This is a genomic window from Streptomyces sp. NPDC055189 (genome assembly GCF_053606765.1).
Genome location: NZ_JBSGSG010000015.1, coordinates 47,303 through 72,605, shown reverse-complemented (window position 1 = coordinate 72,605; position 25,303 = coordinate 47,303). Strand labels below are relative to the sequence as shown.

Here is a 25,303-nt window from a genome sequence, read left to right as displayed (position 1 = left end):
TCCACGCCATCTCCCGCCAACTGTTGGCCACATGTTAGCGATCGGTTGGCGACCCCTGATGGGATCAATACATCGGGCCCGGCCCCGCCGGTACTCGCGCCAAGCGCGTAACTCGGGGGAGTGTCACCGTTGCGGCCGGGCCCGCTCAGTTTCTGCGAGGCATTCTCAACTTCCTGACGGGGTGGGGAAGTTGAGATGCTCGCGGAATCGGGGCCACCGCCCGCGAGTCACGGCGCCCGCCAGTCGGCCCCCGTACCCACGCGGAATGCGCCGTTCCACGATCTTCGACGATCTTCGGCGACACGCATCCGGTCCCGGATTCCGGCACCAGGTACTCACCGATCACCCACCATTCGCTCACGTCGACGGACCTCCCCGCGCCGGCGTCCCGCGGTAACGCCCGCCCTCAATCCGTCGACACCCGCACCGTGAACACCGCCCCCTCCCCCGGCGTACTCCGCGCCGTCACCGTCCCGCCGTGCCCCTCCACCAACTGCCGCACGATCGCGAGACCGAGCCCGCTGCCGCCCGTCGCCCGCGTACGCGACTTGTCCGCGCGCCAGAAGCGGTCGAAGACATACGGCAGATCCTCGGGGTTGATGCCGCTGCCGGTGTCGGTCACCTCCACCACCACCGCGTCGAGCGCGGTCCGGCAGCTGATCGTGACGCTGCCGCCCGCCGGGGTATGGCGGATCGCGTTCGAGACAAGATTGCCGATCGCCTGCCGCAGCCGCAGCGGATCGGCGGTGAAGCAGGGGTCGCCGAGCGTCGTGGCGCTCAGCCGTACGCCCGCCGCCTCGGCCCCCGCCTGGTGCGCCGCCGCGACCTGGTCCACGATGTCGGACGCGTGCACGGGCTCGCGGTGCAGCCGGAGCGTACCGGCGTCGGCGGCGGCGAGATCCTGCAGGTCATTGACGATGTGCTGGAGCAGCACCGCCTCTTCGAGGAGCGAGGTGACCAGCTCCGGGTCGGTGGCGACCACGCCGTCCTCCGCCGCCTCCAGCCAGCCGCGGATATTGGAGAGCGGCGTACGCAGCTCGTGCGCGACGTCGCTCACCATGGCCTGACGCTGGTCCTCCAGAGCCTTGCGGTGGGCGGCCATGTCGTTGAAGGCGTCGGCGAGCTGGCGGATCTCCCCCGCGGAGCCCGCCGAGCGTGCCGTCACGGGCTCGGTCGCCTGGCCCGTCTTCATCCGCTGGGTCGCGGCGGTCAGCGCCCGCAGCGGCCGGGTAAGACGGGTCGCGGCGAAGGCGGTCACGGCGACCGTCACCGCGAGGATGCCCGCCGAGAACCCCGCGAGCCGGGTGGTGTTGGCCGCGGAGAGGCGGAACCCCTGGTTCGCGTCCGCGCGGGCCGCCGCGGCGCGCGAACCGTCGGAGCTGGTGACGAAGAGGAGCGCGGGCGCGGAGACGTACGACCCGAGCTGCTCGCGCCGTGCGCTGCCGACGCAGGCCGCGGTCTTGGTGTCGTACTCGTTGCCGACGCGGGTGACACCCCCGGACGGATCGACGGGGGCCTGCGATTCCGCAGGGGTGCTGGTGGGCACGGGCGGCGCCTTCCGCGCGGTTTCCGGCTCCGCGGGCACGGCCCCGCCCCGGCCGCCCACCGCCTCGGGCATGTCCGCCTCGCTGGGCACGCCCGTCTCGGTGGGGACGTCCGTCTCGGTGGGGATGTACTGCCCGGAACGGCGGTCGAACACCCCCACCGACTGCCACCACGTCAGGTCGAGCCCGACCTTGACGGGCGGGGCGTCCCCGCGCCGCAGGCATGCGTTGGTGAGTTCGTTGAGCCGCTCCAGCGCCTTGCTCTCGGTACGGGTGGGCATGTCGAGCCCGTAATCGCGGCAACTGGAGTCGAGGATCCCGGACGGGTCGTTGGGGGCCTCGACGCGTGGCCGCCCGCTGGGCCCCTCGACGGCGCGGGCGGAAACCCCGAGGTCGTGCATGCAGGCCACGACGCCCGCGGCCACCTTCGCCAGCTGTTTCCGTTCCGTACCCGGCAGCCGGAAGGGCCCCACCGCCCGCGGATCGATGCGGTCCTGTCCCCCGGCCTCGGCGTCCGTGCGCCCCCCGCCGGCGGTCAGCGTCCCGTCGACGGCGAGCGGATCGACGACGGCCGAGGCCTTGGACGGCAACTCGGCGCCGGCGGCCCCCTTGCCGCCCTTGCCGCCCTTGCCGTCCTCGCCCCCCTTGCTCCCCTTGCTGCGGGAGTCGGCGATGACGACACGGTCCCGGGTGGTCAGGGCGATCCGCCGCCCCGTCTGCTTGGCCAGCTCCCGCACGGTCTTCTGGGCATCCCGCCATCCGGGCGCGGCCGCCGCGAGGCCCAGCAACTCGTCGTAGACCCGCGCGTCATCGGCGAGGACCTGCCCCTGCTCCTGCCGGATCGCGCCGGACGTGGTCTGCGCGGCGAGCCAGGCGGTGGCGGCGATCGAGACCACGGAGACGAGCACGGAGACGGCGAGCAGCCGGGTCAGCAGGCTCTTGCGGAGCGGTATGTCACGCGCCACGTCGCGCCGCCACCCCGGAAGCCGCTCCGGGGGCCGCGCCGGAAGCCGCTCCGGAAGCCGCTCCGGGCGTCGCCCCGAGGGCCGCGCCGAAGGCCGCACCCGTGAGCTTGTATCCGACCCCGAAGACCGTCACGAGATGGCGCGGCCTGCGCGGATCGTCCTCGATCTTCTTGCGCAGATTGAGTACGTGTACGTCGACGGTGCGCACGGATATGTACCCGGACGACCCATGAATACGATCAAGCAGCTGGGGCCGAGTGAACACCCGCTCGGGCTCGGCGGCGAGGGCGGCGAGCAGCTCGAACTCCCCCGGCGTGCACTCGACGAGCCGCCCGTCGACGGTCACCTCGTGCCGCACCGGATCAACGGCGAGACCGCCCGCCCGCAGCACGAGCGGCACGGCGTCGGCGCCCTCGACGACCGGATGATGCGTACCGCGGGCGCGCCGCAGCAGCGTGCGGACGCGGGCCATGAGCTCGCGCGGACTGTACGGCTTGGTCAAATAATCATCGGCGCCGAGGTCGAGGCCGAGCAGCAGATCGTCCTCGGTGGTACGAGCGGTAAGCATCAAAATCGGAATCCCGGAAGCAGCAGACGTACCCCCGCTCCCACCCCTCAGAACACGCGTGACGCCGAGCCCGTCGACCCGCGGCATCATCACGTCGAGCACGAGCAGGTCCGGCGGCCTGCGCCGCACCTCGTCGATGGCGGCACGCCCGTCGTGGACGACGGCGACCGTGTGGCCTTCGTGCTCCAGGTAGCGGCGGACCAGCTCGGCCTGTTTCTCGTCGTCCTCCGCGACCAGGACAAATGCGCACATGGCGTTGAGCATAAGCGGACCGGTTCGCCGCTGACGGAATCCGGACAGCGGCCTAACAGGATCCTCATAAGTCTCAGAAGCAGCCCTACGCCCCACCTGTACGTGCCGCCCCCGCCCCCACCCCTAGGCCTCGTGCGGCACGACCACGACTACGCCTCGTGCGGCACGACCACGACCTGGAACTCGTCCTCGTAGACAACCCGCCCCGGATCGGACGACCGCACGGTCCGGCACTCGATGCCGTGGGCATCCAGAATCTCCAGATACCCGGGCACGCGCTCGATGAGATGCGTGGCGGTGACCTTGAACCAGGCCACGGCGCCGGGCATGACGTCGTTGTCGTAGACGGTGGGGTCGACCTTCGACGGGATCGGATAGGCGGTGTCGTACCAGTCGTTGTTGGCCCGCCGGAACCGCTCCTGCTCCGGCGTCAACTTCCCTTCCTTGGCGAGCCCGTTGACCAGAACGAAAACGCCGGGGAAATGCCCCCGCGGGTGACGGACGGGCGACTCGAAACGAACGTAGGCGGCAACACGGTCATCGCTCATCGCGGCATCCTCGCATGCGCCCCTCAGCGCTCCGGAGCCGAACCCCCGGGGCAGGATCGAGCCCCGGACCCGCTCGAGCAGAACGTGCAGGCGCGCCTAATCCGCGTCGGTGGCGGGATCCTCGGGGAGCAGCGGGCGCAGGGCCCCCACCGCGGCGCCGATGCATGTGTCGCGGAGTTCGGTGCGCGTGCAGGTCTCTTGGGTGAGCCAGTCCACGCAGAGCACCTGTACGAACACCAGCCATGCCTTCAGCGCGGCGGAGACGGCGTCGTGCATGCGCTCGTCGGCGAGCGGGAGCACGCCGAGCAGGCGTGAGCGCAGGGCGTCGAGTTCGTCCGTCATGATCGTCTGGATGACCGGGTCCCCGGCGAGGACCCGGTTCGCGGCCAGTACGGCGTGGCGGTTGGCGATGAAGTAGTCGAGATGGGCGTCCAGGCCCTGGGCGAGCTGCTCGACGAGCGAGGCTTCCGGATCGAACCGGGTCGCCGCCAGCAGCCGGTCGGCCGCCTCCTGGTACACCGCCGCGAAGAGGGCGCGCTTGCTGGGGAAGTACTGGTAGAGCAGGGCGCGGGACACCCCGGCTTCGTGGGCCACGTCCTCCATCAGCACGTCGTCGTACGGGGCAGCGGCGAAGAGGCGCGCACCGACGGCGAGCAGCTGGGCGCGGCGGTCGGCGGGATTCAGGCGTCGGCGGGGCGGCACACACGAACACTACTTGACACGCATCTACTAGCGGCACTTAGGCTGTGCCCCCTTAGTAGATGCGTGTCAAGTAAGGACGAGGGGGGCGAGGGGGAGTCATGGTCAAAGCACTCCGGATGTCCGCGTGGGTGATGGGCGTCGCATGTGTGGCCATCGGCCTGTTCCATGTGATCGGCGGCAACGCCGCGATCCCCGGCGAGGCCGACGCGGGCGCGACCCTCGACAGCCTGGGCCGGTTCTTCGGCGCGATCTTCGCCGGCTACGGGCTGGCCTGGCTGTGGGCGGCCCGGCAGGATCCGGTCCCGGCGCGCGTGGTGCGGTGGCTCGCTGCGGTGTTCCTGCTGGGTGGCGCGGGACGACTACTGTCCCTGGCCGTGCACGGCTGGCCACACCCGTTCCAGGTGGCCCTGACCGCAATCGAACTGGCCCTCCCGCCGATCTGGTTCTGGCTGGCCAACGCAGACGAGCGCGCTTCCCGGGAACGAGGCACGCGTGCACTTCACGCTTCACGGGCCCCCAACTCCCCGGCCGCGTAAAGCCGCACACCTCAAGCACACGCCCCAACCAACAGAAAACCCCAGCTCACGGCCTACGTGAACTGGGGTTCCAGCGGAGCCGCCTTCGGGATTCGAACCCGAGACCTACGCATTACGAGTGCGTTGCTCTGGCCATCTGAGCTAAGGCGGCACGCGTCCCGCACCTATGGTGCGATCAGCAGCGACGCCAAGTCTACACAGTTTCCGGGGGTGCTCCGTACACCCCCGGTGTGCGCCCCTCCAGCACCCGCTTCACCCCTGTGAGCAGCGCTTTCCGTCGTCCGGGGCCTTGCCCTCCAGCAAGTACGCGTTGATCGCCGAGTCCACGCAGTCGCTGCCGCGCCCGTACGCCGTGTGGCCGTCGCCCTCGTAGGTGAGCAGCTTGCCGGAGGAGAGCTGGTCGGCCAGGGACTCGGCCCAGCGGTAGGGGGTGGCCGGGTCGCGGGTCGTGCCGACCACCACGATCGGGGCCGCGCCGTCCGCCGTGATGCGGTGCGGCTTCCCTGTCGCCTTCACCGGCCAGTACGCGCAGTTCAGCGAGGCCCAGGCCAGGCCCTCGCCGAAGAGCGGCGAGGCCTTCTCGAAGTCCGGGACCGACTTCTGCACGTCGGCCGCAGTCTTGAAGGCCGGGGGCAGGTCCAGGCAGTTCACGGCGGCGTTGGCGAACATGAGGTTCGCGTACGATCCGTCGCCCTCACGCTCGTAGTAACTGTCCGAGAGGGCGAGCAGGCCCGCGCCGTCCTTGTCCTTCATCGCGGCGGTCAGCGCCGTGCGCAGCTGGGGCCAGGCGGCCTCGTCGTACATCGCGGCGATCACGCCCGTCGTGGCGAGCGCCTCGCCGAGCTTGCGGCCGTCGGAGTCGCCGGCGGGGATCGGCGCGCGGTCGAGTTCGCCGAAGAAGGACTTGAGGCGCTTGCCCGCGTCCTCCTCGCTCTCCGCGCCCAGGGGACAGTCCGCCTTGGCCACGCAGTCCTTCGCGAACGACTGGAACGCCGTCTCGAAGCCTGCCGTCTGGTCGCGGTTCATGCGGCGGGCCGGCAGCGACGGGTCCATCGCGCCGTCCAGGACGAGGCGCCCGACGCGGTCGGGGTACAGCCCCGCGTACGTCGCGCCCAGGAACGTGCCGTACGAAGCGCCCACGTAAGTCAGCTTCTTGTCGCCGAGCACCGAGCGCAGGACGTCCATGTCGCGGGCCGCCTCGACCGTGGACACGTGCGGCAGCACCTCGGCGGAGTTCTTCTCGCAGCCCGCCGCGAACTTCTTGAAGGAGTCCGAGAGGTCGGTGATCTCGCCCTTGTCGTCCGGCGTGATGTCCGTCTGCGTGTACGCGTCCATCTGCTTGCCGTCGAGGCAGGTGACGGGCTCGCTGCGGGCCACGCCGCGCGGGTCGACCGCGACCATGTCGTACTGGGCGCGGACCGCTTCGGGGTAGCCGAGGGCCGCGTACGACTGGAGGTAGCCGATCGCCGAGCCGCCGGGGCCTCCCGGGTTCACCAGGAGCGAGCCGAGGCGCTTGCCGGGGCCTGTGGCCTTCTTGCGGGAGACCGCGAGCTTGATGTCCTGGCCGCCCGGCTTCTCGTAGTCCAGCGGCGCCTTCATCGTGGAGCACTCGAAGCCGGGGACGCCGCACTCGCGCCAGTTCAGCTTCTGTCCGTAGTACGGCGACAGCTCCTTGGGAGTGGCGCGCGGCAGCGCGGCCATGGACGCGTCCGCCGTCGAGCCCCCGGCCGAGCAGCCGGAGACGAGCAGTCCGGCGGCCATGGACGCGGCCAGAAACGCGGTCGCGGGGGTGCGGAGTCCTCTGATGCGCATCAAACGAGACTAACGGTACGCATCGCATTGGTGACGCAATGTGCCCGTACGGGTTACTCCGTCAACCCCGCCGATTCGGTCCGTCAACCCCGCCGATTCGGGCAGCCGAGACCTCGGTCCGGGCCGCCGCACCTCTACCCCGCCCCCTACCCCGCCCGCAGCGCCACCGTCATCGCCTCCACCGCGAGCAGCGGCGCCACGTTGCGGTCCAGCGCGGTGCGGCAGGCGCCGATCGCCTCGATGCGGCGCAGCGTGGACTCGGGCGAGGTGGCGCGCGCCAGGCGCTCCAGCATGTCGAGCACCTCCGTGTTGGCCAGCGCCACGCGGGATCCCAGCTGCAGGGTGAGCACGTCTCGGTAGACACCGGTCAGTTCGATGAGCGCCAGGTCGAGGCTGTCGCGCTGGGTACGGGTCCTGCGCCGCTTCTGCCGGTCCTCGAGCTCCTTCATGGCGCCCGCCGTGCCGCGCGGCATCCGGCCGCCCTTCTCCGCGCCGAGCGCCGCTTTCAGGTCGTCCGTCTCCTTGACGTCGACCTCCTCGGCGACCTGCTTCGCGTCGTCGCCGGCCGTGTCGATCAGCTCCTGCGCGGCCCTGAGGCAGCCGCCGATGTCCTCCACCCGCATGGGCAGCTTGAGCACGGCGGCGCGGCGCTCGCGCGCCTTCGGGTCGGTCGCGAGGCGGCGGGCACGGCCGATGTGGCCCTGGGTGGCGCGCGCGGCGGCAGCGGCGACGTCCGGTTCGATGCCGTCGCGCCGGACGAGCACGTCGGCGACGGCGTCCACCGGGGGTGTACGCAGCGTCAGATGGCGGCAGCGGGAGCGGATCGTGGGCAGCACGTCCTCAAGGGAAGGCGCACACAGCAGCCATACGGTGCGGGGGGCGGGCTCTTCCACGGCCTTCAGGAGGACGTTGCCCGCGCCCTCGGTGAGGCGGTCGGCGTCCTCCAGGACGATGACCTGCCAGCGCCCGCCCGCGGGCGACAGCTGGGCCCGCCTGACCAGCTCGCGGGTCTCCTTGACGCCGATGGACAGCAGGTCCGTACGCACCACTTCGACGTCGGCGTGCGTGCCGACCAGGCTCGTGTGGCAGCCGTCGCAGAAGCCGCAGCCGGGGGCGCCGCCGAGCGCGCGGTCCGGGCTTGTGCACTGGAGCGCGGCGGCGAAGGCGCGGGCGGCGGTGGACCTGCCGGAGCCGGGCGGTCCGGTGAACAGCCAGGCGTGCGTCATCTTCGACGCCTCGGGCTGCGGGGCGCCCGTGGCCACGGCGGTGACCAGCGCGTCGGCGTCCCGGGCGGCGGCACCGAGCTGCTCGCTCACCCGCTCCTGGCCCACCAGGTCGTCCCATACGGTCATCGGTCACCGCCTCCGCCCTGCACACCTGCGTCGCACACGTCGCTCGTCACGCTGTCGAGTTCATTGTGGAGCACGCCACTGACAACGCGGGCCGGCCCCTGTCCCTGACAGGAGCCGGCCGTCCCAGCGGCGGCTCAGCGGCGGCTCAGCGCCCGTTGCGCCCCCGGCCGTCCTCGTCCTCGTCCCGCGAGCCCAGCAACTCGTCCGCCAGCGTGGGCAGATCATCCAGCGGAGTCTCCTCCGCCCAGTCCGAGCGGGGCCGCTGCCGGGGCTGGCCCTGCTCGTCGACCTGGGGCAGCTCACGGGTCCGGTCGTTCCCGCCGCCCTGCGACCGCGCGGGCCGCTCGTCGCGGAAGTACCCCGGCGGCACCTTGTCCTCCTGCACCGCGGGCAGCACGGCCGTCTCGTCGGCAGCCCCCGGAACGGGAGGCTGCGGCAGCACCTCGGTCTCCTCCGAGCCGAAGTGACCGGAGGACGTGTCCCGCACCGCAGGCAGCACCGCCGTCTCGTCCGCGGCGGAAGCCGGAGCCGCGCCCGCGCCCGGAGCCGCGCCGGGCCTCAGCGCGTCCGGATTCACGACGGGCGTGGGCACAGTCGTCTCGTTGTCCGGCACGGCGTCCGCAGGCGAACCGGACGGAGCCGAGTCCTGCTTCGGAGCCTGCCCAGAGGCTGACTTCGGGGCCTGCTTGGGCGCCGGCTTAGGAGCCGGAGTCGAGGCAGCCACAGACGTAGCGGTCGAAGCCGCCGCCGCGGCCGCCGCCGAAGCCGCGGCAAGGCGACGCGCCTCCTCGGCCCGCAACAGCGCCTCTTCGGCCTTGCGCTGCTTCTCGACCCGCCGCGCCTCGGCCTCGGCCCGCAGCCGCGCCTCTTCCTCCGCCTCGCGGCGGCGCCGCTCCTCCTCGGCCGCCCGCACCTTCTCCTCGGCGAGCAGGCGTGCCTGCTCCTCCTCGGCACGGCGCTTGGCCTCCTCGGCGCGCTGCCTGGCCTCCTCGGCCTGGCGCTCGGCCTCGCGGCGCTGCGCCTCCTCCAGCTCGCGGCGCTTGCGCTCCTCCTCCTCGGCACGGAGCTTGGCGAGCTGCTCCTGGCGCTCGCGCTCGACCCGCTCCTCCTCGGCCTTGCGGCGCGCTTCTTCCTCGGCCTTGCGGCGGGCCTCTTCCTCGGCCGCCTTACGGGCCTCCTCCTGCGCCTTCACCTCGGCCTCGGAGAGCGGCAGCATCAGGTCGAGCCGGTGCCGGACGACGGTCGTGACCGCCTCCGGCTCCTGAGCGGCGTCGACCACCAGGTACCGCCCGGGGTCGGCCGCGGCGAGCGTCAGGAAACCGGACCGCACGCGCGCGTGGAACTCGGCGGGCTCCGACTCCAGACGGTCGGGCGCCTCGGTGAACCGCTCGCGGGCGGCTTCCGGGGACACGTCGAGCAGCACCGTCAGATGCGGCACGAGCCCGTCCGTCGCCCACCGGGAGATCCGGGCGATCTCGGTCGGGGACAGATCACGCCCCGCGCCCTGGTACGCCACGGACGAGTCGATGTACCGGTCGGAGATGACGACCGCGCCGCGCTCAAGGGCCGGACGTACGACCGTGTCGACGTGCTCGGCGCGGTCGGCGGCGTACAGAAGTGCCTCGGCGCGGTGCGAGAGACCGGCGGACGACACGTCGAGCAGGATGGAGCGCAGCCGCTTGCCGACCGGCGTGGCGCCCGGCTCGCGCGTCACGACGACCTCGTGGCCCTTGGCCCGGATCCACTCGGCGAGCGCCTCGGCCTGCGTCGACTTGCCCGCGCCGTCGCCGCCCTCGAGGGCGATGAAGAATCCGGCGGCCGCGATCCCCTGCACGGGGTCGTCGCCGCCGCGCAGCGCGTCCCGCAGGTCGTGCCGCAGCGGCACGCCCTGCCGGTCGTCGATCTTGGCGAGGACCAGCGCGGCCACCGGCAGGAGCAGCGCGCCCACCAGCATCAGCGTGAAGGCGGCGCCTCCGTGGTCGAACACGAACTTGCCGTTGACGAAGCGGTGCGGGCCGATCGCCGCCGCGACCACGGGGGCCACGAGCGCGCCGACCGCGACAAAGAGGCGTACGACCGCCTGGAGATGTTCCGTCGTGCGCGCCCTGCGGTAATCCTCGACCTCTTGGTCGAGCAGCGCGTGCCCGGTGTGCGCGGCGATGCCCGCGGCCACTCCGGTGAGCACCAGGAGCAGCAGCACGGTCGTCAGGTCGGGCACGAGGCCCGCGGCGAGCAGCGCGACACCGGTGAGGGCGATCGCGAGCGCGAGCAGCCGACGGCGCGGGAGCGTGGGCAGCAGGGACGGCGCGGTGCGGATGCCGACGACGGTGCCGCCGGTCAGCGCGAGAACGATCAGGCCGTACGTGACGGGCCCGCCGTCCAGGTCCTTGGCGTGCAGCACGGCGACCGCCACGGCGGCGGCGACGGCTCCGGCGATCGCGGCGCAGGCGGCGACGAGCAGCGGGATCGCGCCGGTGCGGCCCTTGTCGGCGCCACTGCCGGTACGCGGCCTGCGCAGGCCCTCGAGCGGGCTACGCGCGCGTGGCGTCTGCGTGGCGGGAAGTTCGAGGAAGTAGACGATCGAGAGGGAGGCCGCGAAGAGGCCCGCGGCGACGAACGAGCCGAGCCCCGCCTGGTGCACCTCGAACCAGTCGAGTCCGGCACCCAGGAGATTGCCGACCAGGGTGATGGCGACGAGCGCGGCGGCCGCGATGGGCACCGCCACGAATCCCGTACGCAGCGACAGGCGCCGCAGAGCGTCCATGTGGTCCGGCAGCGGGCGCACCGTGGCGCCCTCCAGGGGCGGCGCGGGCAGCAGCGCGGGCGCCGCGCTCTCCCGGCAGACCGTCCAGAATCGCTCGGCGACACCGATCACGAAGGCGGTGACGAGCAGCATGGCCAGTGCGTTGTCCGGCGTCCAGTCGATCCACAGCGGCGCGACGATAAGCAGCGCGGCGCGCAGGCCGTCCGCCACGACCATCGTCCAGCGCCGGTCGAGCGGCCCGTCCGGTGACGTGATCGAACTCAGCGGCCCCAGAAGCACCGCCCCGAAGAGCAGCGTCGCGAGAACGCGTGCTCCGAAGACAGCGGTGACGGCGAACGCCACCCCTCGATAGCCGCCCCCGAACGCCCCCTCGGCGATGGCCGCTTGCAGCGCGAGCACCACCAGGACAAGGAGGGCGAGGGCGTCGCCGACACCACCGACGAGCTGAGCGCTCCAGAGGCGCTTCAGCTGCGGCACGCGCAGCAAGGCGCGGACAGCACGCTCTCGGGAATCTGCGACCAGGGCGTCGTCGGGGGCCGGGTTTCCGACCGTTGGCTGCTCGGCACGCGTCATCCGTCCAGCCTATCTGGACGGCCGGACACTCCGAAGGGGCGCCCGAACAAATGGACGCCCCTTCGGTTCACACGTTCACAGCGCCGTACTGAACGACGCGGACAGAACTACGCGTACGTACGCGTAGCAGCCGTCTACTCGGCCGCCTACTCGGCGTCGGACGCCTTCGCGGCCGAAGCGGCGGTCTTCTTGGCGGCCGCAGTCTTCGTAGTGGTCTTCTTCGCGGCCGTCGTCTTCTTGGCGGCCGTTTTCTTTGCAGCCGTCTTCTTTGCGGCGGTCTTCTTCGCGGGAGCCTTCTTCGCCGCCTTCTTGGCGGTCTTCTTGGCCGGACCCTTCGCGCGCTTCTCGGCGAGCAGTTCGTAGCCCCGCTCGGCGGTGATGTCCTCGACGCTGTCGGCTGCCCGCAGCGTCGCGTTCGTCTCGCCGTCCGTGACGTACGCCCCGAAGCGGCCGTCCTTGACGACGACGGGCTTCCCGCTGACCGGGTCCTCGCCGAGCTCCTTCAGCGGCGGCTTGGCGGCGGCCCGCCCGCGCTGCTTGGGCTGGGCGTAGATCGCCAGAGCCTCTTCCTGCGTGATGCTGAAGAGCTGCTCCTCGGTCTCGATGGACCGCGAGTCCGTGCCCTTCTTCAGATACGGGCCGTAGCGGCCGTTCTGCGCGGTGATCTCCACGCCTTCGGCGTCCGTACCGACGACGCGCGGCAGGGACATCAGCTTCAGGGCGTCCTGGAGCGTCACTGTGTCGAGCGACATGGACTTGAAGAGCGAGGCCGTCCGCGGCTTGACCGCGTTCTTGCCGGTCTTCGGGGTGCCCTCGGGGAGCACCTCGGTGACATAGGGGCCGTAGCGGCCGTCCTTGGCGATGATCTCGTGACCCGATGTGGGGTCGGTGCCGAGCGCGAAGTCACCGCTCGGCTTGGCGAGCAGCTCCTCGGCGTACTCGACGGTCAGCTCGTCCGGCGGCAGGTCGTCGGGCACGTCGGCGCGCTGGTGGCCCTCCGAGTCCTTCTCGCCGCGCTCGATGTACGGGCCGTAGCGGCCGACGCGCAGCAGGATGCCGTCGCCGACGGGGAAGGAGGAGATCTCCCTGGCGTCGATCGCGCCCAGGTCGGTCACCAGTTCCTTGAGCCCGCCGAGGTGGTCGCCGTCGCCGTTGCCCGCGTTCGATGCGGCACCCGCGTCGTCGCCCTCGCCGAAGTAGAACCGCTTCAGCCACGGCACGGCCTGCGCCTCGCCCCGCGCGATGCGGTCGAGGTCGTCCTCCATGCGTGCGGTGAAGTCGTAGTCCACGAGGCGCCCGAAGTGCGTCTCCAGGAGGTTGACCACGGCGAAGGACAGGAAGGACGGCACGAGGGCCGTGCCCTTCTTGAAGACGTAGCCGCGGTCGAGGATCGTGCCGAGGATCGACGCGTACGTCGACGGGCGGCCGATCTCGCGCTCTTCGAGCTCCTTGACCAGCGAGGCCTCGGTGTAGCGGGCCGGCGGCTTGGTCGCGTGGCCGTCGACGGTGATCTCGTCGGCGGACAGCGCGTCGCCCTCGCTGACCTGCGGGAGCCTGCGCTCACGGTCGTCGAGCTCGGCGTTCGGGTCGTCCGCGCCCTCTACGTAGGCCTTCATGAAGCCGTGGAAGGTGATGGTCTTGCCGGACGCGCTGAACTCGGCGTCGCGGCCGTCGGCGGCCGTGCCACCGATCTTGACCGTGACGGAGTTGCCGACCGCGTCCTTCATCTGGGAGGCGACGGTCCGCTTCCAGATCAGCTCGTAGAGGCGGAACTGGTCGCCGGTCAGGCCGGTCTCGGCGGGCGTACGGAAACGATCGCCCGAGGGGCGGATCGCCTCGTGCGCCTCCTGCGCGTTCTTGACCTTGCCGGCGTACGTGCGGGGCTTGTCCGGCAGGTAGTCGCTGCCGTAGAGCTGCGTGACCTGCGCGCGTGCGGCGGTCACCGCAGTGTCGGACAGCGTCGTGGAGTCCGTACGCATGTAGGTGATGAAGCCGTTCTCGTACAGCTTCTGGGCCACCTGCATCGTGGCCTTCGCGCCGAAGCCGAGCTTGCGGCTGGCCTCCTGCTGCATCGTCGTCGTACGGAACGGCGCGTACGGAGAGCGGCGGTAGGGCTTGGACTCGACGGAGCGGACCGCGAACCGGGTGTTCTCCAGGGCCGCGGCGAGCGCCCGGGCGTTGGCCTCGTCCAGGTGCAGGGTGTCGGACTTGAGCTGTCCGACCGAGTTGAAGTCGCGGCCCTGGGCGATGCGCTTGCCGTCGACCGTGGTGAGGCGCGCGACCAGCTGCGAGGGGTCGGACGCGTCGCCGGTGCGGCCGGTGCCGAAGGTGCCCGTCAGGTCCCAGTACTCGGCGGAGCGGAAGGCGATGCGCTCGCGCTCGCGCTCGACGACGAGGCGGGTCGCCACGGACTGGACACGGCCCGCCGACAGGCGCGGCATGACCTTCTTCCACAGGACCGGCGAGACCTCGTAGCCGTAGAGACGGTCGAGGATGCGGCGGGTCTCCTGGGCGTCGACCATGCGCTTGTTGAGCTCGCGCGGGTTGGCGACGGCGCCCTGGATGGCGGCCTTGGTGATCTCGTGGAACACCATGCGCTTGACCGGGACCTTGGGCTTCAGGACCTCGAGGAGGTGCCACGCGATGGCTTCGCCCTCGCGGTCCTCATCGGTGGCGAGGAAGAGTTCGTCGGAGTCCTTCAGCAGGTCTTTGAGCTTCTTGACCTGCGCCTTCTTGTCGGAGTTCACGACATAGATGGGCTCGAAGTCGTTCTCGACGTCGACGCCGAGACGGCGCACCTCGCCGGTGTACTTGTCGGGGACCTCCGCGGCGCCGTTCGGGAGGTCGCGGATGTGCCCGACGCTTGCCTCGACTACGTAGCCGGGGCCGAGGTAACCCTTGATCGTCTTCGCCTTGGCAGGCGACTCGACGATGACGAGTCGGCGGCCGCCCTTTGCGGTCTCGCTGGTCGGGGACAACTTCGCTCTTCTCTCCGGTCGGTACTCGGTGGCCGCGGTGCATGGCCTCGTGGCCGTGGTGCGTGGCCTCGCTCGGTGCGCTTGAGTTGCGCTGACGCTGCGGAGTGTGACGGTACATCCCGCCCCCGTGTCAAACGGGAAAAGCCCGCAACGGCCACTCGAACGGTAACCCGACTACCGCCATTCCTGCCGCCCGGAGTGGCGACCTGCCCTTTCACCACCGAGTTCACCACCGGCTCCGCCTCCGGCGCCGGGCCTACGGCCCGTACCCGCCCCGAGGCCGCCGACCCCTTCCGGTCACATGCGAGTGAAACACCACACTCCGAGCACCAGTGCGCCCGATCCGGCGAGCGCGGCGAGTGTCGCCGATGCGACAGGGTTCACACCGTCGGCGACGGGCGCGCGGTGCGCCACCCGTGCCCCGGTCCACAGCAGCAGTCCCGCTCCGAACAGCGCGAATACCGTGCCCGCGAAGATTGCTGGTCCGCTCTCCATGTCATTGCCTCCCCGTACCGAGTTCCCGGGTCAGGAAACTGACACGCCCGGAAAGCCGGGGCGCGAACCCCGGGTGAACAGAGAGCGCCCGGCCTGAATCACCGCCCGGCACCCGGCCCGACTCGACCGGAACCGGTCACCCCGGAGCTGGTTCGCACAGTCCACCTTCTCGATGTACGTCCAGCGGCTCCCGATGTACGTCCGGCGGTCGCCGACGCCCATCCATCCCACCCAGAACGGGGGACCGATGTCCCCGAAACGTACGAGACACGCCGTATGCGTACCGCCAACGGCCCGGCTGGACCGCCCGCCTCTCGCAGCGGCGGCCCGTACCACCCGCCGCTGCGGCGGCCCGTGCGACCCGCTACGAGCCGGCAGGCTCCAGGAAACCCTGCTCGACGAGGAGCCTGATCTGCGCGGGCGTACGGTCGCGCAGCAATACGGGGTCCTCCCCCACCAGTTGGGCGATCGCGTCGAGGATGCGCCCCGCGCTCAGCGACCCGTCGCACACACCGGCGAAACCCGCGCCCACCGTGTCCACCTTGGTGGCCCGCCGCATCCCGCGGTGCTGGCGCAGCACGACGTGCTCCGGGTCCTCGGCGCCGGGCAGCCCGACCTGCTCCTGCACGACCTCGTCCGCGAGCTTGAAGTGCCCGGCGAGCAGCGCGGCGTCGTCGTGCGCCCGCAGGTAGTCCTGCCGCGCGAAGTGCTCCCGGACCGTCTCGCCCAGCGGCTGCTCGACGGGGTGCGGCCACTCCTCCACGGTCACGGACGGCTCGGCGGCACCCGACCCGGCAGCGGCCTTGCGCAGCGTGATCCATCCGAAGCCGACCGCGCGCGTCTTGCGGGCCTCGAACTCGTCGAGCCACGCGTCGTACCGCGCCGCGTACTCCTCCGGATCCGTCCGGTGGTCACCGGCGTCCCGCAGCCACAGCTCGGCGTACTGCGTGATGTCCTGCACCTCGCGCTGCACGATCCACGCGTCGCACCCGCGCGGCACCCAGGAACGGAGCCGCTCGGTCCACTCCTCCCCCTCCACGTGCTGCCAGTTGGCGAGGAAGTGCGCATAGCCCCCTTCGTTCAACCGCTCCCCCGCCTGCTGAACGAGCGACCGGCACAGATCGTCCCCGCCCATCCCGCCGTCGCGGTAGGTGAGCCGCGCACCGGGAGAGATCACGAAGGGCGGATTGGACACGATCAGGTCGTACGTCTCCTCGCCCACGGGTTCGAAGAGGGAGCCTTCCCGCAGGTCGGCCTCGGGGGCACCCGACAGTGCGAGGGTGAGTCGCGTGATGTGCAGGGCACGGGGGTTGAGGTCGGTCGCGATCACCCGGGTGGCGTGCTGCGCGGAGTGCAGCGCCTGGATCCCGGAGCCGGTGCCGAGATCGAGAGCGCTGGCCACAGGCGTACGCACCGTGAGCCCGGCGAGCGTCGTGGACGCCCCGCCCACGCCGAGTACGACCCCTTCGTCGTGGCTGCCGATGCCACCGGCGCCGCCGACCGCGCATCCCAGGTCCGAGACGATGAACCAGTCCTCGCCGCTCGGCCCGCCGTAGGGCCGCACGTCCACGGTCGCCTTCAGCGCGCCCTCGCCGTCCGCCGCGGACAGCCAACCGCTCTCCTGAAGAGGGCCGACCGGCAAAACGGCCGCCACGCGCGCGTGCGGCACGGAACGCTGCAGCAGGAAGAGGCGTACGAGGGTCTCAAGGGGCCCATCGCCACGGGTGGCCCGCAGCGCGGGCACGGTCTCGCTGCGGGCGAGCGCCGTGTACGCGGGCGCCCCGAGGAGCTCGAGCAGCCCGTCAGCGGTGAAGTCGGCCGCCAGCAAGGCTTCCCGCAGCTGGGCGGAGACATCGGCACGATCGGACGAGGGCAGGGGGGCGCTAGCGATACTCACCCCTTCATTGTGACCCGTTCACGCTCGTATCCACCGCTGTGGGCAGGCGTTCCGCAGGGCGGAACCGGTGAGCGCGGCAACCACGCCGCCGGGCACAGCTGAACGCAACGCTGCCCCGGCGCCGGGGGTAGTCCCGGGCGCCGGGGCAACACGCCAAAGAAGGGGGAGCAACCCCTAGGCGGCGGAAGGCGTGGCGCTGGCCGACTTGCAGCTGTCCTGCTTGCTCATCGCCTTGCCCACCTCGCCCTCCTGCAGCTTCTCCAGGGCCTCATTGCCGCTCTTGCTCAGCTTGTCCAGCTCACCGGCGACGCTCTTGAGCCCGTCGGCGAAGTCCGCCTGGTTCTTGGTGTCCAGGCCGTCGACCTTCTTCTTCAGGTCGCCGTACGACTTGGAGATGGCGTTCAGTTCCTTGACCGCGTCATCGGTCTTCTTCTGTCCGCCGTCGACCGGCGGGGCGCCCGCCTTCTTCACCGCGGCGCCCATCGCCTTGTAGGCGTCGGACATGTCCTGGAACGCCTTGGAGTCGGTCTTCTGGACGTCCTGCGGCGAGCTGTTGTCCGAGGTCTCCTTCTGGATCGCCGCGTTGGCGTCAGCGATCTTCTTCGACTGCGGCTGAACCGAGTCACAGACGTCCTTGGCCCAGGAGTCCAGTTTCTCGTTGCCGTCGTCGCTGCAGCCCGACAGCGCCAGTACCAGTACCGCACCGCCGGACAGTGCGGCTGCAAGCTTCTTGTTCACCGGATTGGTCCCTTCCATGGCTCTCGGCCCCGGAACTTACACGCCAACCGGGTTACAACCGCATGCCGAGGGTCCGGTACCACCCCTATTGCAGCCATTTGCACCAAGCAGAGAGCGCGAGAGAAGGCTCACGAGACGCACGAAGGGCGGACGTCGCGTCAGAACGCGCCGCCCGCCCCTGTGTTGGGCAGAGTCTGACCCGGTGTTACGAAACCACGGCCGGGTCAGCCGAGCTTTTTACCGGCTCGGCATCACCTTCCTCGTCCCCTACGGCGATGCCTCGCCTCTTGGACATGTACACCGCGCCGATGATCACCAGGATCGAAAGCACCGCGATCAGTGCCCGCACCCCGGCGCTCGCGTCTTCCCCGTAACTGAACTGGACGACCGCGGGCGCGATGAGCAGCGCCACCAGGTTCATCACCTTCAGGAGGGGGTTGATCGCCGGCCCTGCGGTGTCCTTGAACGGGTCACCGACGGTGTCACCGATCACCACCGCGGCATGGGCCTCGCTGCCCTTGCCGCCGTGGTGGCCGTCCTCGACGAGCTTCTTCGCGTTGTCCCAGGCACCGCCCGAGTTGGCGAGGAAGACCGCCATCAGCGTGCCCGTGCCGATCGCGCCGGCCAGGAACGAGCCGAGTGCGCCGACACCGAGCGAGAAGCCGACCGCGATCGGCGTGAGCACGGCGAGCAGACCTGGCGTGGCCAGCTCGCGCAGCGCGTCCTTGGTGCAGATGTCGACGACCCGCCCGTACTCCGGTTCCTCGGAGTAATCCATGATTCCGGGGTGCTCGCGGAACTGCCGCCGCACCTCGTAGACCACGGATCCGGCCGACCTCGACACCGCGTTGATCGCAAGCCCCGAGAAGAGGAAGACGACCGCGGCGCCCAGGATCAGGCCGACCAGGTTGTTGGGCTGCGAGATGTCCATGACCAGGTTCATCGGGGCGCCGTCGCCCATTTTCTCGCCGACGTCCTTGGCCGCGCCCGCGATGGCGTCGCGATACGAGCCGAAGAGCGCCGAGGCCGCGAGAACGGCTGTGGCGATGGCGATGCCCTTGGTGATGGCCTTGGTGGTGTTGCCGACGGCGTCCAGGTCGGTGAGCACCTGCGCGCCCGCTCCCTCGACGTCACCGGACATCTCGGCGATGCCCTGCGCGTTGTCGGATACCGGACCGAAGGTGTCCATCGCCACGATCACGCCGACCGTGGTGAGCAGGCCGGTTCCGGCCAGCGCCACCGCGAACAGGGCGAGCATGATCGACGTACCGCCGAGCAGGAACGCCCCGTACACGCCGAGCCCGATGAGGAGCGCGGTGTAGACGGCGGATTCGAGCCCGATGGAGATTCCGGCGAGTACGACGGTGGCAGGACCGGTGAGCGAGGTCTTGCCGATGTCCTTCACCGGACGGCGGTTGGTCTCCGTGAAGTAGCCGGTGAGCTGCTGGATCAGCGCGGCCATGACGATGCCGATCGCGACGGCGACGACCGCGAGGACCCGCGGATCGCCGTCATGACCCGCGATCGCCGTGTCCGTCACGCCGTCGAGGTCGGCGTAGGTCGACGGCAGGTAGACGAAGACCGCCGCGGCCACGAGCGCCAGCGAGATGAACGCGGAGATGAAGAACCCGCGGTTGATGGCGGTCATGCCGCTGCGGTCGGAGCGCCGTGGCGCCACCGCGAAGATCCCGATCATCGCCGTCACGACGCCGATCGCCGGAACGAGCAGCGGGAAGGCGAGTCCGGAGTCGCCGAACGCCACCTTGCCGAGGATCAGCGCGGCGACCAGGGTCACGGCGTACGACTCGAAGAGGTCGGCGGCCATACCGGCGCAGTCGCCGACGTTGTCGCCCACGTTGTCGGCGATGGTCGCGGCATTCCTCGGGTCGTCCTCCGGAATGCCCTGCTCGACCTTGCCGACCAGGTCGGCGCCGACGTCGGCGGCCTTGGTGAAGATGCCGCCGCCGACACGCATGAACATCGCGATCAGCGCCGCCCCGAGGCCGAAGCCTTCGAGGACCTTCGGCGCGTCGGCCGCGTAGACGAGCACTACACAGGAGGCGCCCAGAAGACCGAGCCCCACCGTGAACATGCCGACAACGCCGCCCGTGCGGAAAGCGATCTTCATGGCCTTGTGCGAAACGGCGGTGAGATCCTTTTCGGGTTCTCCTTCCGCCGGAGTGGCCTCTCGGGCGGCTGCCGCCACACGAACATTGCTGCGTACGGCGAGCCACATGCCGATATAGCCGGTGGTCGCCGAGAACACCGCACCGATCAGGAAGAAGATCGATCGGCCGGCACGCTGATTCCAGTCGTCTGCGGGCAGCAGCATGAGCAGGAAGAACACCACGACGGCGAAAACACCGAGAGTGCGCAGCTGCCTGCCGAGATAGGCATTGGCGCCCTCCTGGATCGCCTTCGCGATCTTCTTCATGCTGTCGGTGCCCTCGGTGGCCGCGAGCACCTGGCGTACGAGCACCCAGGCGACCGCGAGCGCCGCGATCGCGACGGCCGCGATGACCATCACGATGAGGCGGTTTCCGTCGGTCAGTACTGCGGCTGCGAAGGTAGTGGGCTGGTCAAACTGATGAGGGGTAGAAAGCCCCGCCATTCGTCCTCCTTGACGCTTGGGCTGAGCTCAAGATGTGGACGGATTGTAGGGAGCGGAACCTGATCAAAACAGAGCGCCGCAAACGGAATTGGCCGGAGATTGCTTCCCAGCAAATGATCGCGACCGCAGACTGGCCCCGAAAGCGGTAATGCCTCAAAACCGTTGACGACGGTCGGCAGTCCGCGGGCAATTGACCGAGGCAATGATCAATTAAATGATCAAAATAAGAAAAGGCCCTGCTCCCGCCTAGGGAGCAAGACCTTGGTGAAGCGATGAAGACAGTGGCGGGTGAGCCCGCGGTGGCAGGTGAGGCCGCTGGGTCAGAGGAGCCCGCAAGGGCAGAAGAGCCTGCTGGGTCAGAGGAGCGTCGCCGGGGTCGTCGGCCACGTCATGCGGATGAGACCGCCGCCCTCGCCCGCGGTGACCTCCACGTCGTCCACGAGCCCGCTGATGACGGCGAGACCCATCTCGTCCTCACCCTCGGTCTCCAGATCGAGGGACGCGTCGGGCCCGGAACCGGGCGGCCGGTCGCCGGCCGTCGCATGCGGGGCCTCGTCGCCGACCTCGATGGAGAACTGCTTCTCGTCCTCGATGAGGGCGACCCGCACCGGTGCGTCCACGCCGTTGCTCTGGTGGAGCCCGACGGCACGCGTGCAGGCCTCGCCGACAGCGAGTCTGACCTCGTCGAGAACGGCCTCGTCCACTCCGGCCCTGCGCGCGACCGCCGCCGCCACGAGCCGGGCGGTCCTGACGTGCTCGGGCAGCGCGCTGAAGCGGAGTTCAACGGTGGCCATGCATCCCCCTCGGACATACGCGCGTGCTGTCAGGGGGCCGGGCCGAGGGCCCGGTCCCCTGCTGTTCTGCCACACCCGGGCCGTGCAAGCACCCGACCCGGGACATCCGGCTCTCAGTCGGTGGCCGCGACCGCTTCCTCGACCGAGGTGTGAATGGGGAACACCTTGGTCAGGCCGGTGATGCGGAAGATCTTCAAAATGCGTTCCTGGTTGCAGACCAGGCGCAGCGAGCCCTCATGGGCACGCACCCGCTTCAGGCCGCCGACCAGAACGCCGAGCCCGGTGGAGTCGAGGAAGTCGACGCCCTCCATGTCGACGACCAGATGGAAACTGCCGTCGTTCACCAACTCGACCAACTGTTCGCGCAACTTGGGCGCGGTATAAACATCGATTTCGCCACCGACCTCGACGACCGTACGATCGCCGACGGTACGGGTCGACAGGGACAGGTCCACGGATCCTCCAGCACCTTGCTATCGAGCGGTCATCCCTCGGGACACCTCGGCAGAGCCCCCAGGACGGATCGCCAGCCGCGATGGCATTCAATCACTTACCGGCAGGCGTGCACGACGCCTTGGGACCATTGTCCATCCCGCCAGTGACACACTCGGTGCCGATGGCCAACTTTTCTCCGCCCGGAGGACCCTCCACGGGAGCCCCGGTACGCACGTCCCCACGGACGGTCCTGGACCGGCTCACCGCGGGGCCGAGCCGTGCTTCGCGCGTCACTCATACGGAGCACTTGCCCCCGCGCGCGGCACGATATGCAGTCTGGCCTGATCGCATTCGTTCCGAGGTCGTCGCCGCGGTGCAGTCGGCCGGTATCGAGCACCCCTGGGCCCACCAGGCACTCGCCGCCGAGCACGCCCTGGACGGCGAGTCGGTGATCGTCGCCACCGGCACCGCATCGGGCAAGTCCCTGGCCTACCTCACCCCCGTGCTCTCGGCCCTCCTTGACGGCTCAGAGGCTCCCAACGGGCGCGGCGCCACCGCGCTGTACCTGGCCCCGACGAAGGCCCTGGCGGCCGACCAGCGCCGCGCCGTACGCGAGCTGGCGGCGCCCCTGGGGAACGCGGTCCGCCCCGCCGTGTACGACGGCGACACCCCCGTCGAAGAACGCGAATGGGTACGTCAGTACGCCAACTACGTCCTGACCAACCCCGACATGCTGCACCGCGGGATACTCCCGTCCCACCCCCGCTGGTCCTCCTTCCTGCGCGCCCTGCGCTATGTCGTCATCGACGAGTGCCACACCTACCGCGGCGTCTTCGGCTCCCACGTCGCCCAGGTCATCCGCCGGCTGCGCCGCCTCTGCGCCCGCTACGGCTCCGACCCCGTCTTCCTCCTCGCCTCCGCCACCTCCGCCGATCCGGCCGTGGCCGCGGAACGCCTCACCGGGCTGCCCGTGAAGGAGGTCGCCGATGACGCCTCGCCCCGCGGCGACCTCGTCTTCGCCCTCTGGGAGCCCCCGCTCACCGAACTCCACGGCGAGAAGGGCGCCCCCGTCCGCCGCACCGCCACCGCCGAGACGGCGGACCTGCTCACCGACCTGACCGTCCAGGGCGTCCGCTCGGTCGCTTTCGTACGCTCCCGGCGCGGCGCCGAGCTGATCTCGGTGATCGCCCAGGAACGACTCTCCGAGGTCGACCGCTCCCTGGCCCGCCGCGTGGCCGCCTACCGGGGCGGATATCTCCCCGAGGAGCGCCGCGCCCTGGAGCGGGCCCTGCACTCCGGTGAACTCCTCGGCCTCGCGGCCACCACCGCTCTCGAACTCGGCGTGGACGTCTCCGGCCTCGACGCCGTGATCATCTCCGGCTATCCGGGCACCCGCGCCTCGCTGTGGCAGCAGGCGGGCCGTGCCGGACGCTCCGGGCAGGGCGCGCTTGCCGTGCTCGTCGCCCGCGACGACCCGCTGGACACGTATCTCGTCCACCACCCCGAGGCGCTGTTCCGGCAGCCGGTGGAGTCGACGGTCCTCGACCCCGACAATCCGTACGTCCTCGCGCCCCACCTCTGCGCGGCCGCCGCGGAACTTCCGCTCACGGAGGACGACCTGGCCCTCTTCGGGCCGGCCACCGGGGAACTGCTCCCGCAACTGGAGGGCGCCAAGCTGCTGCGCCGCCGTACGAAGGCCTGGCACTGGACCCGCAGGGAGCGGGCCGCCGACCTCACCGACATCCGCGGCGAGGGCGGCAAGCCGATCCAGATCGTCGAGGAGGGCACGGGACGCCTGCTCGGCACCGTCGACGCGTCCGCCGCGCACACCGCCGTCCACGAGGGCGCGGTCCACCTCCACCAGGGCCGTACGTATCTGGTGCGCCGCCTCGACCTGGAGGACTCGGTCGCCCTGGTCGAGGAGGCCGGTCCGCCGTACTCCACGACCGCCCGCGACACCACGGCCATCTCCATCCTGGAGACGGACACCGAGATCCCCTGGGGTTCGGGCCGCCTCTGCTACGGCTCCGTGGAAGTCACCAACCAGGTCGTCTCCTTCCTGCGCCGCAGGCTGATCACCGGCGAGGTCCTCGGCGAGACCAAGCTGGACCTGCCGCCGCGCACCCTGCGCACCCGCGCGGTCTGGTGGACGGTCACCGAGGACCAACTGGACGCCGCGCGCGTCAATCCGGAGATCCTCGGCGGCGCTCTGCACGCCGCCGAGCACGCCTCCATCGGGATGCTGCCGCTCTTCGCGACCTGCGACCGCTGGGACATCGGCGGCGTCTCCGTGCCGCTGCATCCGGACACGCTCCTGCCGACCGTCTTCGTCTACGACGGCCATCCGGGCGGCGCGGGCTTCGCCGAGCGGGCCTTCCACACGGCCCGCGAGTGGCTGACCGCCACCCGCCAGGCCATCGCCTCCTGCGAGTGCGAGGCCGGCTGCCCCTCGTGCATCCAGTCCCCGAAGTGCGGCAACGGCAACGACCCGCTGCACAAACGCGGCGCGGTCCGCCTCCTCACCACCCTCCTCAAGGACGCCCCTGCCTCGTGAGGGGCCTGCGCCATCCACCGCGTGCCCACGCGCGAGCGCGAGCCCCGCAAGCGCCACAGCGGCGTCTGACGGCCGTCCGGGGGCATCCACCGGCCACGCGTCCGCCCGACTCACGGCGAGCGCCACAGCCTCCGCTCCCGGCGTGGGAGCAACCGGGCCCGGCCGACCCGACTGCCCCACCTGACCGGTCGGACCCGCCGGACCCGCCCGGGATCTGACCTCGGTCACGAACGGGCCGAAGTCCGCAGCCGCGGTGACGTCCGAGATCTCGCCGCTCACCGCGCACCGCACGACGCGTGCCCCCTGCGCCTCGGCCACCCGCCCGGCCGCCGCACACGCCCCGGAACGCCCCTCCATCCAGTGGTCCGCCGCCGCCAGCGCCGCCAAGTCGGCCGCGCCGCCCGCTCGATGGCGGGCGAGGATCACCTGCCCCATGGCGAGGACGGCACCACAGACCACGCACAGCACGGCCATCACGACGACGACCCAGACCGTGGCGGCTCCCCGGTCCGACGCGGGCCGCGGAGCCGACAAGCCCTTCACGCGCTCACCCCCACCGTCTCCTCGGCCAACGCAACCGCCTCCGACCGCACCCGCAGCCCGAGCCCCAGCGCTCCCGGACCCGGCGAGTGGGCCACGACCTCCACCCGCACCAGGTCGCCGTCCCGTCGCACGGCCACCGACGCACCGCGCGGCGCCGCCTGCCGAGCCGCCGCCACGGCCGCGCTCCCGGGGTCCTGCCGGGCCGCGGCACGCGCCCCGGCCCGTGCCGCGTCCACGCACTGGATCTGCGCGGACGCGGTCAGCAAGGCCCAGACGAGCGCCATCGTGAACAGCACGAGCGTGGGCAGCACCACGGCCGCCTCGGCCGTCACGAACCCCTGGTCACCACGGCGCCACCGACCGCCCCGCCCCTTCTCAGAACTGGACATCGAGCGCCTTCTCCACGACCGCCTGCAAGGCCGCCCTGACCTGCCCGCTCGTCACCACCTTGTAGAGCAGTCCGGCGAACCCCACCGCCGCGATCAGACCCATCGCGTACTCCGAGGTGACCATCCCCGCGTCCCCCCGCATCGCGCGCGCCACTCGCCGCGACGCCCGCGCACACAGCTGTCCCCACATCTCAACCCCCGTGAATTCGCAGTCCGTTCAAGTCACGGCAGCCACGCCTCGCGAGGCCACCGT

The 25,303-nt window shown here is 70.8% G+C and carries 18 protein-coding genes, 1 tRNA gene and 1 pseudogene; 2 read left to right on the top strand and 18 right to left on the bottom strand.

The annotated features are described in order from the left end of the window. Positions 1 to 406: 406 nt before the first annotated feature. From ACWFR3_RS14125 to ACWFR3_RS14110, 4 genes are all read right to left on the bottom strand, one after another. Entirely contained in the window at positions 407 to 2,509 is a 2,103-nt protein-coding gene (locus ACWFR3_RS14125; protein WP_453734823.1) for a sensor histidine kinase, read from the bottom strand. Then, positions 2,499 to 3,329, bottom strand: coding sequence for a response regulator transcription factor (locus ACWFR3_RS14120; RefSeq protein ID WP_453734822.1), 831 nt, complete (start codon positions 3,327 to 3,329; stop codon positions 2,499 to 2,501). Before ACWFR3_RS14120 ends, ACWFR3_RS14125 begins: the two co-directional genes overlap by 11 nt. Positions 3,330 to 3,478: 149 nt before the next feature. Then, entirely contained in the window at positions 3,479 to 3,877 is a 399-nt protein-coding gene (locus ACWFR3_RS14115) for a hypothetical protein (protein ID WP_453734821.1), read from the bottom strand. A 96-nt stretch (positions 3,878 to 3,973) separates the two neighbouring features. Continuing rightward, positions 3,974 to 4,579: a TetR/AcrR family transcriptional regulator gene (locus ACWFR3_RS14110; protein WP_453734820.1), complete on the bottom strand. Its 606-nt coding sequence runs from the start codon at positions 4,577 to 4,579 to the stop codon at positions 3,974 to 3,976. A gap of 98 nt (positions 4,580 to 4,677) precedes the next feature. On the opposite strand from ACWFR3_RS14110, the gene ACWFR3_RS14105 reads away from it, so the two are divergent. Further along, entirely contained in the window at positions 4,678 to 5,115 is a 438-nt protein-coding gene (locus ACWFR3_RS14105) for a DUF4345 domain-containing protein (RefSeq protein WP_453734819.1), read from the top strand. Positions 5,116 to 5,192: 77 nt separating this feature from the next. Here the strand turns inward: ACWFR3_RS14105 and ACWFR3_RS14100 are convergent. From ACWFR3_RS14100 to bldG, 11 genes are all read right to left on the bottom strand, one after another. Further along, a tRNA-Thr gene (locus tag ACWFR3_RS14100) sits at positions 5,193 to 5,266 on the bottom strand. A 101-nt stretch (positions 5,267 to 5,367) separates the two neighbouring features. Continuing rightward, a complete protein-coding gene (locus tag ACWFR3_RS14095; protein WP_453734818.1) occupies positions 5,368 to 6,927 on the bottom strand; it encodes an alpha/beta hydrolase in 1,560 nt (519 codons plus the stop codon). 146 nt (positions 6,928 to 7,073) lie between these two features. Then, complete coding sequence (locus tag ACWFR3_RS14090) at positions 7,074 to 8,279, bottom strand: DNA polymerase III subunit delta' (RefSeq protein WP_453734817.1); 1,206 nt, start codon at positions 8,277 to 8,279, stop codon at positions 7,074 to 7,076. Positions 8,280 to 8,424: 145 nt separating this feature from the next. After that, positions 8,425 to 11,616: a dTMP kinase gene (gene tmk / locus ACWFR3_RS14085; protein ID WP_453734816.1), complete on the bottom strand. Its 3,192-nt coding sequence runs from the start codon at positions 11,614 to 11,616 to the stop codon at positions 8,425 to 8,427. A 146-nt stretch (positions 11,617 to 11,762) separates the two neighbouring features. Next, positions 11,763 to 14,594, bottom strand: coding sequence for a type I DNA topoisomerase (topA, locus tag ACWFR3_RS14080; RefSeq protein ID WP_453734815.1), 2,832 nt, complete (start codon positions 14,592 to 14,594; stop codon positions 11,763 to 11,765). A gap of 297 nt (positions 14,595 to 14,891) precedes the next feature. After that, on the bottom strand, positions 14,892 to 15,089 hold the full coding sequence (locus ACWFR3_RS14075; RefSeq protein WP_190084028.1) for a hypothetical protein: 198 nt from the start codon (positions 15,087 to 15,089) through the stop codon (positions 14,892 to 14,894). Between the two features lie 364 nt (positions 15,090 to 15,453). After that, positions 15,454 to 16,986, bottom strand: coding sequence for a DUF7059 domain-containing protein (locus ACWFR3_RS14070; protein WP_453734814.1), 1,533 nt, complete (start codon positions 16,984 to 16,986; stop codon positions 15,454 to 15,456). A 174-nt stretch (positions 16,987 to 17,160) separates the two neighbouring features. Next, positions 17,161 to 17,742 (bottom strand): small secreted protein, encoded by a 582-nt coding sequence (locus ACWFR3_RS14065; protein ID WP_453734813.1) that lies wholly within the window; start codon positions 17,740 to 17,742, stop codon positions 17,161 to 17,163. A gap of 187 nt (positions 17,743 to 17,929) precedes the next feature. Continuing rightward, positions 17,930 to 20,335, bottom strand: coding sequence for a sodium-translocating pyrophosphatase (locus tag ACWFR3_RS14060; protein WP_453734812.1), 2,406 nt, complete (start codon positions 20,333 to 20,335; stop codon positions 17,930 to 17,932). Positions 20,336 to 20,691: 356 nt separating this feature from the next. Then, entirely contained in the window at positions 20,692 to 21,129 is a 438-nt protein-coding gene (locus ACWFR3_RS14055) for an ATP-binding protein (RefSeq protein WP_453734811.1), read from the bottom strand. Positions 21,130 to 21,242: 113 nt separating this feature from the next. After that, the gene (bldG, locus tag ACWFR3_RS14050) at positions 21,243 to 21,584 is read right to left on the bottom strand and encodes an anti-sigma factor antagonist BldG (protein WP_003975386.1); all 342 of its coding nucleotides are present in this window, start codon (positions 21,582 to 21,584) and stop codon (positions 21,243 to 21,245) included. An 80-nt stretch (positions 21,585 to 21,664) separates the two neighbouring features. Between bldG and ACWFR3_RS14045 the strand changes: the two genes are divergently transcribed. Next, the gene (locus ACWFR3_RS14045; RefSeq protein ID WP_453734810.1) at positions 21,665 to 24,118 is read left to right on the top strand and encodes a DEAD/DEAH box helicase; all 2,454 of its coding nucleotides are present in this window, start codon (positions 21,665 to 21,667) and stop codon (positions 24,116 to 24,118) included. Between the two features lie 207 nt (positions 24,119 to 24,325). On the opposite strand, the pseudogene ACWFR3_RS14040 reads toward ACWFR3_RS14045, so the two are convergent. The 3 genes and pseudogenes from ACWFR3_RS14040 to ACWFR3_RS14030 all read right to left on the bottom strand — a co-directional run. Further along, positions 24,326 to 24,661, bottom strand: a pseudogene (locus tag ACWFR3_RS14040) (Rv3654c family TadE-like protein); the annotation flags it as partial. Continuing rightward, positions 24,658 to 25,050: a TadE family type IV pilus minor pilin gene (locus tag ACWFR3_RS14035; RefSeq protein WP_453734809.1), complete on the bottom strand. Its 393-nt coding sequence runs from the start codon at positions 25,048 to 25,050 to the stop codon at positions 24,658 to 24,660. The pseudogene ACWFR3_RS14040 and the gene ACWFR3_RS14035, both read right to left, overlap by 4 nt. After that, on the bottom strand, positions 25,037 to 25,240 hold the full coding sequence (locus ACWFR3_RS14030) for a DUF4244 domain-containing protein (protein WP_453734808.1): 204 nt from the start codon (positions 25,238 to 25,240) through the stop codon (positions 25,037 to 25,039). Before ACWFR3_RS14030 ends, ACWFR3_RS14035 begins: the two co-directional genes overlap by 14 nt. Positions 25,241 to 25,303 lie beyond the last annotated feature (63 nt).